The 13,776-nt window shown below is 68.6% G+C and carries 10 protein-coding genes and 2 tRNA genes; 8 read left to right on the plus strand and 4 right to left on the minus strand.

The features are described from left to right. Positions 1–1,284 (minus strand): extracellular solute-binding protein, encoded by a 1,284-nt coding sequence (locus G3T37_RS14355; protein WP_163474583.1) that lies wholly within the window; start codon positions 1,282–1,284, stop codon positions 1–3. A 296-nt stretch (positions 1,285–1,580) separates the two neighbouring features. Then, positions 1,581–3,371, minus strand: a complete 1,791-nt coding sequence (locus G3T37_RS14360) for an MDR family MFS transporter (protein WP_163474629.1) — start codon at positions 3,369–3,371, stop codon at positions 1,581–1,583. Between the two features lie 276 nt (positions 3,372–3,647). On the opposite strand from G3T37_RS14360, the gene G3T37_RS15365 reads away from it, so the two are divergent. Continuing rightward, on the plus strand, positions 3,648–4,511 hold the full coding sequence (locus tag G3T37_RS15365; RefSeq protein ID WP_163474584.1) for a D-alanyl-D-alanine carboxypeptidase family protein: 864 nt from the start codon (positions 3,648–3,650) through the stop codon (positions 4,509–4,511). A gap of 38 nt (positions 4,512–4,549) precedes the next feature. Here G3T37_RS15365 and pgm read toward each other — a convergent pair whose 3' ends face one another. Beyond that, entirely contained in the window at positions 4,550–6,169 is a 1,620-nt protein-coding gene (pgm, locus tag G3T37_RS14370) for a phosphoglucomutase (alpha-D-glucose-1,6-bisphosphate-dependent) (RefSeq protein WP_163474585.1), read from the minus strand. An 81-nt stretch (positions 6,170–6,250) separates the two neighbouring features. On the opposite strand from pgm, the gene pheA reads away from it, so the two are divergent. Beyond that, on the plus strand, positions 6,251–7,201 hold the full coding sequence (pheA, locus tag G3T37_RS14375) for a prephenate dehydratase (protein WP_163474586.1): 951 nt from the start codon (positions 6,251–6,253) through the stop codon (positions 7,199–7,201). Positions 7,202–7,265: 64 nt separating this feature from the next. Here the strand turns inward: pheA and G3T37_RS14380 are convergent, their stop codons facing one another. Further along, positions 7,266–8,249, minus strand: coding sequence for a diacylglycerol/lipid kinase family protein (locus G3T37_RS14380; RefSeq protein WP_163474587.1), 984 nt, complete (start codon positions 8,247–8,249; stop codon positions 7,266–7,268). Between the two features lie 59 nt (positions 8,250–8,308). Between G3T37_RS14380 and serS the strand changes: the two genes are divergently transcribed. From serS to G3T37_RS14410, 6 genes are all read left to right on the plus strand, one after another. Continuing rightward, positions 8,309–9,574 (plus strand): serine--tRNA ligase, encoded by a 1,266-nt coding sequence (gene serS, locus G3T37_RS14385; protein ID WP_163474588.1) that lies wholly within the window; start codon positions 8,309–8,311, stop codon positions 9,572–9,574. After that, positions 9,571–10,383: an HAD hydrolase family protein gene (locus G3T37_RS14390; protein ID WP_163474589.1), complete on the plus strand. Its 813-nt coding sequence runs from the start codon at positions 9,571–9,573 to the stop codon at positions 10,381–10,383. The genes serS and G3T37_RS14390 overlap by 4 nt, the downstream gene beginning before the upstream one ends. Positions 10,384–10,536: 153 nt before the next feature. Beyond that, positions 10,537–10,621: transfer RNA gene (locus tag G3T37_RS14395), tRNA-Ser, on the plus strand. Between the two features lie 46 nt (positions 10,622–10,667). Then, a complete protein-coding gene (locus G3T37_RS14400) occupies positions 10,668–11,888 on the plus strand; it encodes an LCP family protein (RefSeq protein WP_163474590.1) in 1,221 nt (406 codons plus the stop codon). A gap of 17 nt (positions 11,889–11,905) precedes the next feature. Beyond that, a complete protein-coding gene (locus tag G3T37_RS14405; RefSeq protein WP_163474591.1) occupies positions 11,906–13,201 on the plus strand; it encodes an LCP family protein in 1,296 nt (431 codons plus the stop codon). A 406-nt stretch (positions 13,202–13,607) separates the two neighbouring features. Further along, positions 13,608–13,698, plus strand: a tRNA-Ser gene (locus G3T37_RS14410). The last annotated feature ends 78 nt before the right edge of the window (positions 13,699–13,776 follow it).

Genomic DNA, 13,776 nt, shown 5'->3' on the forward strand with positions numbered 1-13,776 from the left:
CTAGCCGAGTGCCTTGATGTCGGTCACGACCTGCGCCCACGAGGCGTCGATCGTCTGCTGCTTCTGCTCCACCCGGGTGAGCCCGTTCTGCACGGCCGTCATGATGGCGCCGTACTTCACGCCCTTGAAGGGGGTGACGGTGACCGCGTTGGCGCGATCGATGAAGATCTTGCCGATGGGTGCGTTGTTGAAGAAGGTGTTCGTCGCTCCGGTCAGGGTCGGGTCGGTGTAGGCCTCGACCTGGCTCGGGAAGTTGCCGGCCACCTTGAACGCGGCGATCTGCTGCGCGGGGGCGGTCAGCCAGTCGACGAACTGCTTCGCCTCGGCGGTGTGCTTGCCCTGGGTCGGAACGAGGAGGTAGGAACCGCCCCAGTTTCCGCCACCGTTCGGGAACACGCTCGCGATCTTCCAGTCGGTCACCTTCGGGCTGTCGCCCTGGATCACGCCGAGCATCCACGGCGGGCAGAGCATCGTGGCGAAGGCGCCGTTGGCCATGCCGGCTGCCCAGTCGGCGGTCCACTCCTGGAGGTGGGATGACTCGGTGGCGCTCGCCGTGAGCACCGAGGTGAAGGCGGCCTTCACGTCGGGGTTCGTGGTGGCGATGACCGTACCGTCGTTCTTCTCGTAGAAGTTCTGGTACTGGTTCGCGAGACCCTGGAAGGTGGCTCCCGCCGAGTCGAACCAGGCGGCGCCGGTCTTCTTGGCCGCGAACTGGGCACCGATGTCGTAGTAGTGCTGCCAGTCGCCCTGCAGCAGAGCGGCGACCTTGTCGGGGTCGGTCGGCAGGCCGGCCTTGGCGAACAGGTCGGAGCGGTAGCAGATCGCCTCCGGTCCGATGTCGGTGCCGAGTCCGATCTCCTTGCCGTTCGCCGTTCCGCCGGCCGTCTTCCACGAGGAGTAGCGACCCTTGTTGTCGGCCGAGGCGAGATCGACGAACTTGGAGGCGTACTGCTTGACCTTGGGCATCCAGTCGCCGTCGACCGCCTCGACGTCGCCGAGGCCGGAGCCGGCGGCGAGCTTGGTGAAGAGGTTGGTCTGGGCGGCATCCGAGGTGGCGGCCTTGTTCTGCACGACCGTGATGTTCGGGTGCAGTGCGTGGTACTGGGCCAGCAACGCGTCGGAGTACCCGAAGTTGTTGAACGTGGCGAGGGTGAGGGTGATCTTGGTCTTGGTGTCGGGCGTCGTGCTCGCGGTACCGCTGGAAGAACATCCGGTGATGACGACCGCGAAGACGGATGCCCCGGCGATCACCGCCCCGATTTTGCTGCGTCGTGAAAGCTTCACGGTCACTCCTTTGTGTGCGTCGATAGGGGTGATCCAGAGAGTCCCTGCTGAGTACCGGGCGAATGCCCCTGCTGAGCGTGGGAGCGCTCTCACTGGATCGCGCCAAGACTAAGTTTGCGGCATCCCCCGTGTCAAGAACTTTTTGAGAGCGCTCCCACGGCGCGTCGTCCGCAGCCTGCCCGATGCGGTGGCCCGCCGCTGCCGCCGGGCCCCCGCCGTCGCCGGACCCCCGCCGCTGCCGCCGGCATGGCAAAGGCCGGGGCCGCGCGCGCAGCGCTGCCCCGGCCTCTGTCGAACTACTTGCCGTCGGTCTCCGCTGCGGGTGAGCCCGCCGTGCCCACGACCTCGAGCTCGGTCGTGTCGAGGTTCGGTTCGAGCGGCGCGCCCATCTGCACGGCGGCGCGGGTGGCGAGGATCGCCTCGTCGGCATCCGCGACCTCCTGCAGCGCAGACTTCTCGCGCAGCGGCGTCGACTTGAGGAAGAACGCCAGGATGAACGCCGCAGCGATCACAATGAGGCTCACCCAGAACCCGGTCACCATCGCCGCCGAGAACCCGTGCAGGAACGGCGCCGCGAGCGCGTGGTTGGCGCCGTTGAGGAAGGAGGTGTCGCCGTCGAGCGAGGAGGTCGCGTTGCTCGACCCGGTCACGCTCGGCGTCTTGCCGGCCTTGATGGCGTCGACGATCGGCTGGTAGATCTTCATGATCCCGGCGTTCTGCTTGGCGCCCGCGATGGCGGGGTCGAGCGCGGCCTTGATCGCCGCGTTCGCCAGGGAGGTGTCTTTGAAGGCCGCCGCGATCTTGTCGCCGACCGTCGAGAAGACGACCGAGAAGATGACCGCGACGCCCAGCGTTCCACCCACCTGACGGAAGAACGTCGACGACGAGGTCGCCACACCGATGTCACGCGGACCCACCGAGTTCTGGCTGGCGATCACGAGGGTCTGCATGAGCTGGCCCAGGCCGAGGCCCAGCAGCAGCATGGCTCCGGCGAGCACCCAGTAGTTGGTGTCCGCGGTGATGGTGACCATCACGAGGAAGCCGAGACCCATGAGCGCGGTGCCCAGAATCGGGAAGATGCGGTACCGCCCAGTGCGCGAGATCAGCTGACCGCTCACGATCGAGGCGATCATGAGGCCCAGGATCATCGGCAGCAACTGGATTCCGCTCTCGGTGGGGGTCGAACCCTTCACGAGCTGCAGGTAGAGCGGCACGGTCGACAGCGCCCCGAACATCCCGAAGCCGACCATGACGCCGAGGATGGTCGCCATGCTGAAAGTGGAGCTCGTGAAGAGCTTCAGTGGGATCAGCGCGTCGTCGCCCATGAGCCGCTCGGCGACGATGAAGGCGATGATGCCCGCGCCACCGATCAGGTAGCAGGCGATCGACCCGCCCGAGCCCCAGCCCCAGGTGCGACCCTGCTCGGCGACGAGCAGGAGGGGTGCGACGGCGACGATGACGGTGGATGCGCCCCACCAGTCGATGCGCACGCTGCGGTGGATGCTGCGCTTGGGCAGGTGCAGGAACCGCAGCACCATGAACAGCGCGACAACGCCGATCGGGATGTTGATCAGGAACACCCAGCGCCAGCCCGTGATGAACAGGATCTGGTCGGCACCGGCGAACAGCCCGCCGATGAGCGGGCCGATGACGCTCGAGATGCCGAAGACGGCGAGGAAGTAGCCCTGGTACTTGGCGCGCTCGCGCGGGGCGAGCATGTCGCCCATGATCGCGAGCGGGAGAGCCATGAGGCCGCCCGCGCCGATGCCCTGGATGGCACGGAATGCTGCGAGTTCGTACATGGTCGACGCGAGGGCGCCGGAGAGCACCGAGCCGAGCAGGAACACCGAGATCGCGAAGATGAACAGCGGCCGGCGCCCGAAGATGTCCGAGAGCTTGCCGTAGATCGGGGTCGCGATGGTGGAGACGATGAGGTAGGCGGTGGTGACCCAGGCCTGCTCGCTGAGGCCGTGCAGGTCATCCGCGATGGTGCGGATCGACGTTCCGACGATGGTCTGGTCGAGCGCGGAGAGGAACATCCCGGCCATGAGGCCGTAGATGACGAGGAGGATCTGGCGGTGCGACATCACACCGCCGCCCGTGCTCTCTCCGGGTGTTGCGTCGCGCCGAGGCGCCGTACCCCGCGCGGAATTCGGGGCAGCTGTGTCAGACATGGATCCCAATCTGGTGATGGTGCTTAAAGGAGAGTTGCCACCGCGGCGCGCGGCCACCGGTGGCGAGAAAATTGCGTGGACTGCAAACTTACACCCATCGCAAGATGAACGCAACGCGGGTCGCCGCCCCGGCGTGCGGGCAGCCGCGGGTTCCCGGCATCCCCAGAACTCGCGGTTACACTCGAAGCCGTGTCCAGACCAGTGCGCCCCCTCCTCGCGACGGTGATCACGCTCGCCGTTCTCGCCGCCACCGCCGGCTGCTCATCGAGCACGACCACCACCGCTGCATCGCCCGCCCCGGCCTCCAGCTCGCAGGCGCCCCTGCCCGTGCCGAGCGAGTCGACGAGCAGCTCGGCCACGGCATCCGCCACGCCGTCGGCGACGGCCACCGCATCCCCGTCGCCCCGGCCGACCGACGACACGACCGTCGTCGCGGGCACCTTCAACAAGACCCTGCTCTCCATCACCGACCCCGCCAGCAGCTGGGTCGTCGTCGACAAGCTGCGCCCGCTCAACCCGATCAACTACGCGCCCTCCGACCTCGTGACCGTGCCGGTCGCGCACGCCAATCCGCCCCGCCTGCGCAAGCGCGCGAGCGACGCGCTCGTCGCCATGTTCGCGGCCGCGAAGGCGAGCGGCGGCGGCGCGATGCAGATCCAGAGCGGCTACCGGTCATACTCCACCCAGGTCAGCGTGTACTCGGGCTGGGTGAACTCGCTCGGCAAGAAGCAGGCCGACATCCAGAGCGCAAGGCCCGGCTACAGCGAGCACCAGACGGGCCTCGCGGTCGACATCTCGGCCCTGCCCGCGAACTGCTCGCTCGCGGCGTGCTTCGGCGCGACGCCGCAGGGCAAGTGGCTCGCCGCCAACGCGTGGAAGTACGGCTTCCTGCTGCGCTACCCGAAAGACAAGACGGCGATCACGGGCTTCACCTACGAGCCCTGGCACTTCCGCTACATCGGGGTCGCGCTGTCGACTGAGATGCACAAGGAGAACATCCGCACCCTCGAGGAGTTCTTCGGGCTGAAGGCGGCTCCCAGCTACGCGAACTGAGAGCGGCGGATGACCGTGCGCCGGTCATCCGCCCCCACTCAGCCGCCCAGCGCGGCGTCGACGATCGCCTTGGCCTCCGCCTGCACGAGCGTCAGGTGCTCGGGGCCCTCGAACGACTCGGCATAGATCTTGTAGACGTCTTCGGTTCCGCTGGGGCGCGCCGCGAACCACGCGACGTCGGTCACGACCTTGACGCCGCCGACCGCCGCACCGTTGCCCGGGGCCTCGCTCAGCTTCGCAGTGATCGGATGACCGGCTAGCGTCTCGGCGGTGATCGCACTCCCGTTCAGCTTCCCCAGTCGCGCCTTCTGCTCCTTGCTGGCGGGCGCGTCCACGCGCTCGTACACGGGGTCGCCGAACTGCGCAGTGAGCTCGCTGTACAGCTGCGAGGGCGTCTTGCCGGTGACCGCGATGATCTCGCTCGCGAGGAGGGCGAGCAGGATCCCGTCCTTGTCGGTGGTCCAGGCGGTGCCGTCCTTGCGGAGGAAGCTCGCTCCCGCGCTCTCCTCGCCGCCGAAGGCGACGGATCCGTCGATCAGACCGGGCACGAACCACTTGAAGCCGACCGGCACCTCCCAGAGGCGGCGGCCGAGGGACTCGGCGACCCGGTCGATCATGGTGCTGGAGACCAGCGTCTTGCCGATCGCCGCGTCGTCGCGCCACTGCGGCCGATGCGTGTAGAGGTACTGGATCGCGACGGCGAGGTAGTGGTTGGGGTTCATCAGCCCGCCGTCGGGCGTGACGATGCCGTGCCGGTCGGCGTCGGCGTCGTTGCCGGTGAGCACGTCGAAGTCGTCCCGGTGGGTGAGTACGGAGGCCATGGCCGAGGGGCTCGACGGGTCCATCCGGATCTTGCCGTCCCAGTCCAGCGTCATGAAGCCCCACTGCGGGTCGACGAGCGGGTTCACGACCGTCAGGTCGAGTCCGTACTTCTCGCCGATGAGCTGCCAGTAGTGCACGCTCGCACCGCCCAGCGGGTCGGCTCCGATGCGGACGCCCGCGCGGCGGATCGCCTCGACGTCGATGATGTTCTCGAGGTCATCCACGTAGTGCCCGCGGAAGTCGTAGGTCTCGACCTCGGTGGGCTCGGCGCGCTTCACGTCGTGGCTGCCGGCCGCGATGATCTCGTTCGCGCGGTTCGCGATCCACCCGGTGGCGTCGCTGTCGGCGGGCCCGCCGTGCGGCGGGTTGTACTTGAAGCCCCCGTCGCGGGGCGGGTTGTGGCTCGGCGTGATCACGATGCCGTCGGCCTGGTCGTCGTGGCCGGCGCGGTTGTAGGCGATGATCGCGTGACTGAGGGCGGGGGTCGGCACGTAGTCGTCGTACTCGTCGACGAGCACGCGCACCCCGTTGGCGGTGAGCACCTCGAGCGCGGTCGTCTCCGCGGGCCGGCTGAGCCCGTGGGTGTCGCGCCCCACGAACAGCGGGCCCGTGATGCCCTGCCCCGTGCGGTACTCCACGATCGCCTGCGTGATGGCCGCGATGTGGGTCTCATTGAAGGCGGCGTCGAGGGATGACCCCCGGTGCCCGCTCGTGCCGAACACCACCTTCTGCTCCGGTTTGCTCACGTCCGGCACCAGCTTGTAGTACGCGGCGACGAGCTCGTGCACGTCGATCAGATCGGATTCGTGGGCGGGGGTTCCGGCGCGGTCGTTCATGCTCACAGTCTGGCACCAGGGGTGGGTGCCGCGCCTCAGCGATCTTCAGCGGGAGCGGGCCGGGCCGGTAGGCTCGCAGCCATGCCAGAGTCACCCGCCGCCGCCCCCGAGAGCTACTCCTACCTGGGCCCGGCGGGCACCTTCACCGAGGCGGCGCTCGCGCAGGTGCCGCAGGCGGTCGGCAAGACCTGGCGGCCCGTCACGAATGTCGGTCAGGCGCTCGACGACGTGATCGAGGGGCGCAGTGTGGCCGCCATGATCGCGATCGAGAACACCGTCGAGGGCGGCGTGAGCGCGAGCCAGGATGCTCTCGCGACGATCCCCGGTCTGCGCATCGTGGGCGAGTACCTCGTGAACGTGAACTTCGTGCTCGTGGCCCGGCCGGGCACCGCGCTCGCCGACGTGCGGGTGGTGAGCGCGCATCCGGTCGCCTACGCCCAGACGCACCTCTGGATGGACGCGACGCTGCCCGACCACGAGCATCTGCCCGCCACCTCGAACGTGGCCGCCGCCGCCGGTCTCTTCACCTCAGACCTGGCGGATGCCGCGATCGCGCCCCCCACGATCACCCAGCACCACGACGTGGTCGTGCTCGCCGAGAACATCGGCGACAACCCCAATGCGCAGACGCGCTTCGTGCTCGTGAGCCGCGTCGCCGAGCTGCCGGCGCCGACCGGTTCAGACAAGACGAGCATCATCGCGGAGCTGCCCGACGACACCGCCGGTCGCCTGCTCGAGATGCTCGAACAGTTCGCCACCCGCGGCGTGAACATGAGCCTGCTCGCCTCCCGCCCCATCGGCGACGAGCTCGGCCGCTACCGCTTCGTCATCGACCTCGACGGCCACGTGCGCGACGAGCGGGTGGCGGATGCCCTGCTCGGGCTCAAACGCTTCAGCCCCAACGTCATCTTCCTCGGCTCGTACCCGCGGGCCGACCGCCGGGCGATCACCGTGACCGAGCGCTACGACAACGACGCGTTCATCGACGCGCGCGACTGGCTGCGCGGGATCCTCTCGGGCGAGCCGGAGTAGGCGCGGGCGGTCGGTCGCGCGCCGGCAGCGTGCGCGGCTCAGCCTCGCGACCCAGCCGCGCGGCTCAGCCCCGCGGCACCCGCACGCGCAGGGCGAGGTGCTCGACGTGCGCCTTGAGCGCGATCGCCTCGCCGAAGGCGTCCCCGTCGAGCTCGAATTCCTCCGGGTGCTCCAGCCGCATCACGACCTCGGTGCCCTTGAGGTAGCGCAGCGCGCGCACCTCGCGCGACATGCTGATGATCTTGCGGCCCACCGTGCTGTGGCGCAGCACCCCGTTTTCCCAGAAGATCTTGACCCAGATCTGCGCCCAGCCGAACAGCCCCTTGGGCCGGAAGGCGACGATGTCGAGCACGCCGTCGTCGATCGCCGCATCCGGCAGCAGGGTGATGCCGGCGGTCAGGGTGCCGCAGTTGCCGATGAGCACGGTGTTCACCGTCGCGGTGCGGGTGGCACGGCCATCCACCTGGTACCGCACGCGCACGCTGTTGTTGTCGCGCAGGGCGCGCATGATCGGGTCGACGTAGGCCAGCCACCCCACCCGCGCCTTGAGCAGCTCGTTGGTGTTCGCGGCCATCTGGGCGTCGAGGCCCAGCCCGGCCATCACGAGGAAGGCGTGGGTGTCGCGCGTGCCGTCGACGCGCTCGGCCTCGACCACGCCGACGTCGATGAGCCGGTCGCTGCCCGCGAAGGCCGTGCGCAGCGCGAGGGCGAGGTTGTCGAGGGGGAGGCCCAGGTTGCGGGCGAGCAGGTTGCCCGTTCCCGCGGGTACGAGCGCGAGGGGCACGGCGGAGCCGCGGAGTTCCTGCGCCACGGCCCGGAGGGTGCCGTCACCGCCGGCGACGACCACGACGTCGACGCCGCGGTCGAGCGCGGTGCGAGCCGCGCCGCTGCCCGGATCCTCGACCGAAGTCTCGAACCAGATGCTCGACGACCAGCCGGCCGCTCGCTCGGCGCGGCGGACCGCGGCGTGCAGAGCCTTGCGGTCGACCTTCACCGGGTTGACGATGATCGCGGCGACCCTCTCCGGCGGGGAAGAGGGGGTCGGCATGGTCCCCACCGTACGGCATGAGCACTGATGCCCTCCACGGCCGTCGGTAGACTTGGCGGGTGATCGATCCCCAGCTGTTGCGCGAGAATCCGGATGTCGTACGGCGGTCGCAGGCGGCTCGAGGGTCGTCGGTCGAGCTGGTCGACGAGGCCGTCGCCGCCGACACCGCGCGGCGCACCGCGATCGGCGAATTCGAGACCCTTCGCGCCGAGCAGAACGCTTTCGGCAAGACGGTGGCGCAGGCTCCCAAAGACCAGAAGCAGGCGCTCGTCGCCCAGGCCCAGGAGCTCGCGGCCCGCGTGAAGGCGGCCCAGCAGGCGGCGGCGGATGCCGAGACCGAGTTCACCCGGCTCGCCGGAGCCCTGCAGAATCCGGTCATCGAGGGCGTCCCCGCGGGCGGCGAAGACAACTTCATCACGCTGCGCGAGGTCGGCGAGAAGGCGAGCTTCGACTTCGAACCGCGCGACCACGTCGAGCTCGGCGAGCTGCTGCAGGCCATCGACATCACCCGCGGAACGAAGGTGAGCGGCAGCCGCTTCTACTTCCTCAAGGGCATCGGCGCCCGGCTCGAACTCGCCCTCATGAACCTGGCGCTCGACAAAGCGCTCAGCGAGGGCTTCACGCCGCTCATCACGCCCACGCTCGTGCGCCCGGAGATCATGGCGGGCACCGGATTCCTCGGCGAGCACTCGGACGAGATCTACTACCTGCCCGCCGACGACCTCTACCTCACGGGCACGAGCGAGGTCGCGCTCGCCGGATTCCACAGCGACGAGATCCTCGACCTGGAGGGCGGCCCGCTGCGCTACGCGGGCTGGTCGACCTGCTACCGCCGCGAGGCGGGCTCCGCGGGCAAAGACAACCGCGGCATCCTGCGCGTGCACCAGTTCAACAAGCTCGAGATGTTCAGCTACGTGCTGCCCGACGATGCGGAGGCCGAGCACGCGCGACTCGTCGCGTACCAGGAGTCGATGCTTCAGGCCTGCGAGCTCGCCTACCGCGTGATCGATGTCGCGGCAGGCGACCTCGGATCGAGTGCCGCTCGCAAGTACGACATCGAGGCCTGGGTGCCGACGCAGGGCACATATCGCGAGCTCACCTCCACGAGCAACTGCACGACGTACCAGGCCCGGCGGCTGGATATCCGCTATCGCACCGAATCGGGCAAGACCACCCCCGTCGCCACCCTCAACGGCACCCTCGCGACGACGCGTTGGCTGGTCGCGATCCTCGAGACCCACCAGCGGGCGGATGGCTCGGTGCACGTGCCGCTCGCCCTGCGCCCGTACCTGGGCGGCCTCGAGGTACTCGAGCCCGCGAAGTGACCGCCCACCCGCACCGACTGCTCATCGCCCTCGATATCGACGGGACGGTGCTGCGCGAGGACGGCTCCCTGGGCGACGACACGGCCCGGGAGGTCACGCGACTGGCCGGGCTGGGTCACGAGATCATGCTCGCCACCGGGCGGTCGGAGGCCATGACGCTGCCGGTGGTCGAGAGGCTGGGCATCCGGCCCCGCTACCTCGTGTGCTCGAACGGCGCGATCACGCTCAAGCGCGACCCTCGTGCCGAGCTCGGGTACTCGCGCGACCGGGTGGAGACCTTCGACCCCACGGAGGTGCTGTCGACGATCCGCGCGAATCTGCCCGACGCCAACTACGCCGTCGAAGACCAGCACGGCGTTTACCGCTACACGGGCTTCTTTCCCGAGGGCGCACTGGGGGCGGACAGCCTCAAGGTCGACTTCATGGAACTGCTCGGCTCGACCTCGACGCGCGTCGTCGTGATCTCGCCGGAGCACGCGATCGAAGACTTCCTCAGCGTGGTCGGCCGCATGGGACTGCACAAAGTGAGCTACAACGTGGGCTGGACGGCCTGGCTCGACATCGCGCCGGACGGGGTCAACAAGTCGACGGCGCTCGACCGCGTGCGGCGCATCATGCGGATCCCGCGCAAGCGCGTCATCGCGATCGGCGACGGCCGCAACGACATCGACATGCTCGAGTGGGCCGCGACCCACGGCCGCGGTATCGCGATGGGCCAGGCGCCCGACGAGGTGAAGGCCGCCGCCAACGAGGTCACGGCGAGCGCACTCGACGACGGCGTCGCCCGGGTCTTCGAAGCGATCGGATGACCGGCCGCGCCTGACGCGCGCCGCCCCGGACTGCTCCGCCCGGTGTGACGCGCGCCGCCGCTGACTGCTCCGCCCGGTGTAACCCGCGCCGCCCCCCGCGCGGTGGTTCAGGCTCGACCTGAGGTCGTGGGTTACAATCGGGGCTGGCATCCGGGAGGGCTGTCCGAGCGGCCGATGGAGCCAGTCTTGAAAACTGGTGGGCAGAAATGTCTCGTGGGTTCGAATCCCACGCCCTCCGCACTACTGGCACCGGCGAACGCGGAATCGAGGGGAAGGGAGGGGAGATGACCGATCCGTCGTCCCGCCCCGGCCCGAACGGCATCGCGGGGTTCGCGCGGCACGGCCGCCTGCGCACGAGCGGGCCCGCGGCGGCGATCCTGAGGTTTCTCGCGGCCGCCATCGCGGTCATCCTGGTCTCGGCCCTCTGCGTCGTGGCGATCACCGCGAATCAGCTGGTGAGCAGCGAGAAGACGATCAACATCCACCCCGGTGAGGCGGTGGCTCCGCCGCCGTCGATCGGCGCCTACCCGGGCGGGTTCAACATCCTCATCGTGGGCAGCGACACCCGGGCCGGCCAGGGCGGGATCGGCGCGGGTGCGGGATCCGGCGGCGCCCTCAACGACGTCACGATGCTGCTGCACGTCTCGGGCGACCACACCTCGGCGACGGCCGTCAGCATCCCCCGCGACATGGTCGTGCCGATGCCCGCCTGCCCGCTCGGCGGACCGGCGACGGGCCTGCCGATCAATAACACGCTCTCCTACGGTGGACTGCCGTGCGTCGTCTCGACGGTCGAGGATCTGACCGGGCTGAAGATCCAGTTCGCCGGCATGATCACCTTCCGCGGCGTGATCGAGATGTCGAACGCGGTCGGTGGGGTGCCGGTCTGTGTGAAGGGCAACCTCAACGACTCCGAGGTGGGGCTGCACCTGACCTCGGGCACGCACGTGTTGAAGGGCTACACGGCCCTCAAGTTCCTCCGTTCGCGGCACGGTGTCGGCGACGGCAGCGACCTCGGGCGCATCAGTTCGCAGCAGGTGTATCTCTCCTCGCTCGTCCGCACCCTGAAAAGTTCGGGAACTCTCAGTAATCTCGGCACCCTGTACAAGATCGCCTCCGCCGCCACCCGCAACATGCAGTTGTCGACGAGCCTCAAGCCGCTCGACACGCAGATCGCCATCGCGCAGGCGCTCAAGAACATCCAGCTCGACAAGGTGACCTTCCTGCAGTACCCCGGAACCCTTGGCGGCACTGGCATCTTCGCCGGCAAGGTGCAGCCCGAGACGGCGAAGGCGGATGCCCTCTTCGCGCTCATCAAGGCCGACAAGCCCTTCACCCTCGGCACCACGGCGACCAGCATCGGCTCCGTTCCCGACAAGTCGAAGCCGAGCACGACGCCGACGCCGTCAGCCTCTTCAACGGATTCGCCCAGCAACACCGTCTTGAATGGTTACCTCGGCCAGACGGCCGGTCAGTACACGTGTTCCAAGGCCAACAGCCAGTGACACCCCGCCTGCGTGAAATGAGCGAGATGCCCGACACCTCTTCGCGCCGCCACGGCGTTCCCGGTTTCGCCCGACACGGGCGCCTGCCGAAGCGCGGTCCGTGGGGTGGGGTGCTGCGCATCCTGGGCGGTGCGGTGGCGGTGATCGTCGCGTCGGCGCTGTGCGTGAGCGCGGTGACCGTCTCGCAGCTCGCGGGCGCGGTGGCGAAGAACTCGGTGGCGATCAACAAGAACGAGCCGGTCGCGGTGCCCCCGACCGTCGGCGCCTACCCGGGCGGCTTCAACGTGCTCATCGTCGGCAGCGACACCCGCGCCGGGCAGGGTGGCATCGGCGGCTCCGACGGCGGCGGCGACCTCAACGACGTGACCATGCTCCTGCACGTCTCGGGCGACCACACGAACGCGACGGTGGTCAGCTTCCCGCGCGACATGGTCGTGCCGATCGCCTCCTGCGCCGCGGGCGGCGGGGTGTACGCCCCCATCAACACGGCTCTCTCCTACGGCGGCAGTGGCGCCGACAACCCGGGCAAGGGCCTGCCGTGCGTGGTCAACACCGTCGAGCAGCTGACGGGGCTGAAGATCCAGTTCGCCGGGCTCATCACCTTCCGGGGCGTCATCGAGATGTCGAACGCGGTCGGCGGCGTGCCGGTGTGCGTCGTCGGTGACATCAACGACACCGAGGTGGGCCTGCACCTCAAGGCCGGAACCCACACGATCATGGGCTACACGGCGCTGAAGTTCCTCCGCTCGCGTCACGGCGTCGGCGACGGCAGCGACCTCGGCCGCATCAGCTCGCAGCAGGTCTTCCTGTCGTCGCTCGTGCGCAAGCTCAAGAGCAACGACACCCTCGGCAACCCGGCCACGATGTTCAAGATCGCCCAGGCGGCGACCCGCAACATGGATCTCTCGACCAGCATGGCGACCCCGGATGCGATGCTCGCGATCGCGCAATCACTCCGTAACGTCGACCTCAACCGCATGATCTTCGCCCAGTACCCGGGCACCACCGGCGGCACCGGCATCTACGCGGGCAAGGTGCAGCCGCTCACTTATGCGGCCGAGAAGCTCATGTCGCTCATCCGTGCCGACAAGCCGTTCACCCTCGCGGCTCAGGGCAACAGCGTGGCGTCGACGAAGGACACCTCGAACCACTCGACGACGCCGACGGCGACCCCGACGCCGACCGCGAGCGGCACGGCGACACCCACCCCGACCTCGACGTCGACCGCGTCACCGTCGAAGGTCGCTGTCGTGGACGGCGTGCTCGGCCAGTCCGCCTCGGAGTACACCTGCTCGGTGGCCTACCACTTCTGATCAGAAGTGGGGTGGTGGGTCTCCCGCCGCGTACCCAGTGCGCGGAAGACCCACCGTCTCACTCAGCTACGACCCGAACTGTCTGCTGCGTGAGAGCTGTGGGTGGTCTGCGTCGCGTGCGCGGAAGCAGACCGGAGAGAGGGTGCGCCCGTACCTGTGCGGAGGCGAGCGGCGGGGTCCGCAGATGCGCTCGGGTTGCAGGTACGGGGCATAGCAAGAAGCCTCTGACAATTGCGGGCGCAGGGTTCGGGTCCTTCAGCTGTTCCCCTCGGGTAAGGGAAGCGTGTAGCGCCAGTCATGACTGTACATGGCCTCCGAACAGGGGACAAGTGACCCGACCTGTCTGCTCGGATCCCGACCGATTCGGCGCGGGGGCCGTGCGCGGATATGATTGCCTGCGAACACTGGAGACGTCGCATAGTTCGGCCTAGTGCACCACCCTGCTAAGGTGGAGAGGGGTTTAAACTCCTCCGTGGGTTCAAATCCCACCGTCTCCGCAGCCGGCTTGATCTATTCAGAGGCCATTCTTCTCGTTCATCGCTAGATGACGATTTGCGCACGGAGCTCGCTGAGTG

The sequence above is a fragment of the Galbitalea soli genome (assembly GCF_010686725.1).
Taxonomy (GTDB): Bacteria; Actinomycetota; Actinomycetes; order Actinomycetales; family Microbacteriaceae; genus Galbitalea; species Galbitalea soli.

Bases quoted from the DNA above. Each gene is read 5' to 3' on its own strand.
- G3T37_RS14360 (WP_163474629.1), bottom strand. From the start codon at position 3,371: ATGTCGCACCGCCAGATCCTCCTCGTCATCTACGGCCTCATGGCCGGG.
- pheA (WP_163474586.1), top strand. From the start codon at position 6,251: ATGCCAGAGTCACCCGCCGCCGCCCCCGAGAGCTACTCCTACCTGGGC.
- G3T37_RS14400 (WP_163474590.1), top strand. From the start codon at position 10,668: ATGACCGATCCGTCGTCCCGCCCCGGCCCGAACGGCATCGCGGGGTTC.
- pgm (WP_163474585.1), bottom strand. From the start codon at position 6,169: ATGAACGACCGCGCCGGAACCCCCGCCCACGAATCCGATCTGATCGAC.
- G3T37_RS14405 (WP_163474591.1), top strand. From the start codon at position 11,906: ATGAGCGAGATGCCCGACACCTCTTCGCGCCGCCACGGCGTTCCCGGT.
- G3T37_RS14380 (WP_163474587.1), bottom strand. From the start codon at position 8,249: ATGCCGACCCCCTCTTCCCCGCCGGAGAGGGTCGCCGCGATCATCGTC.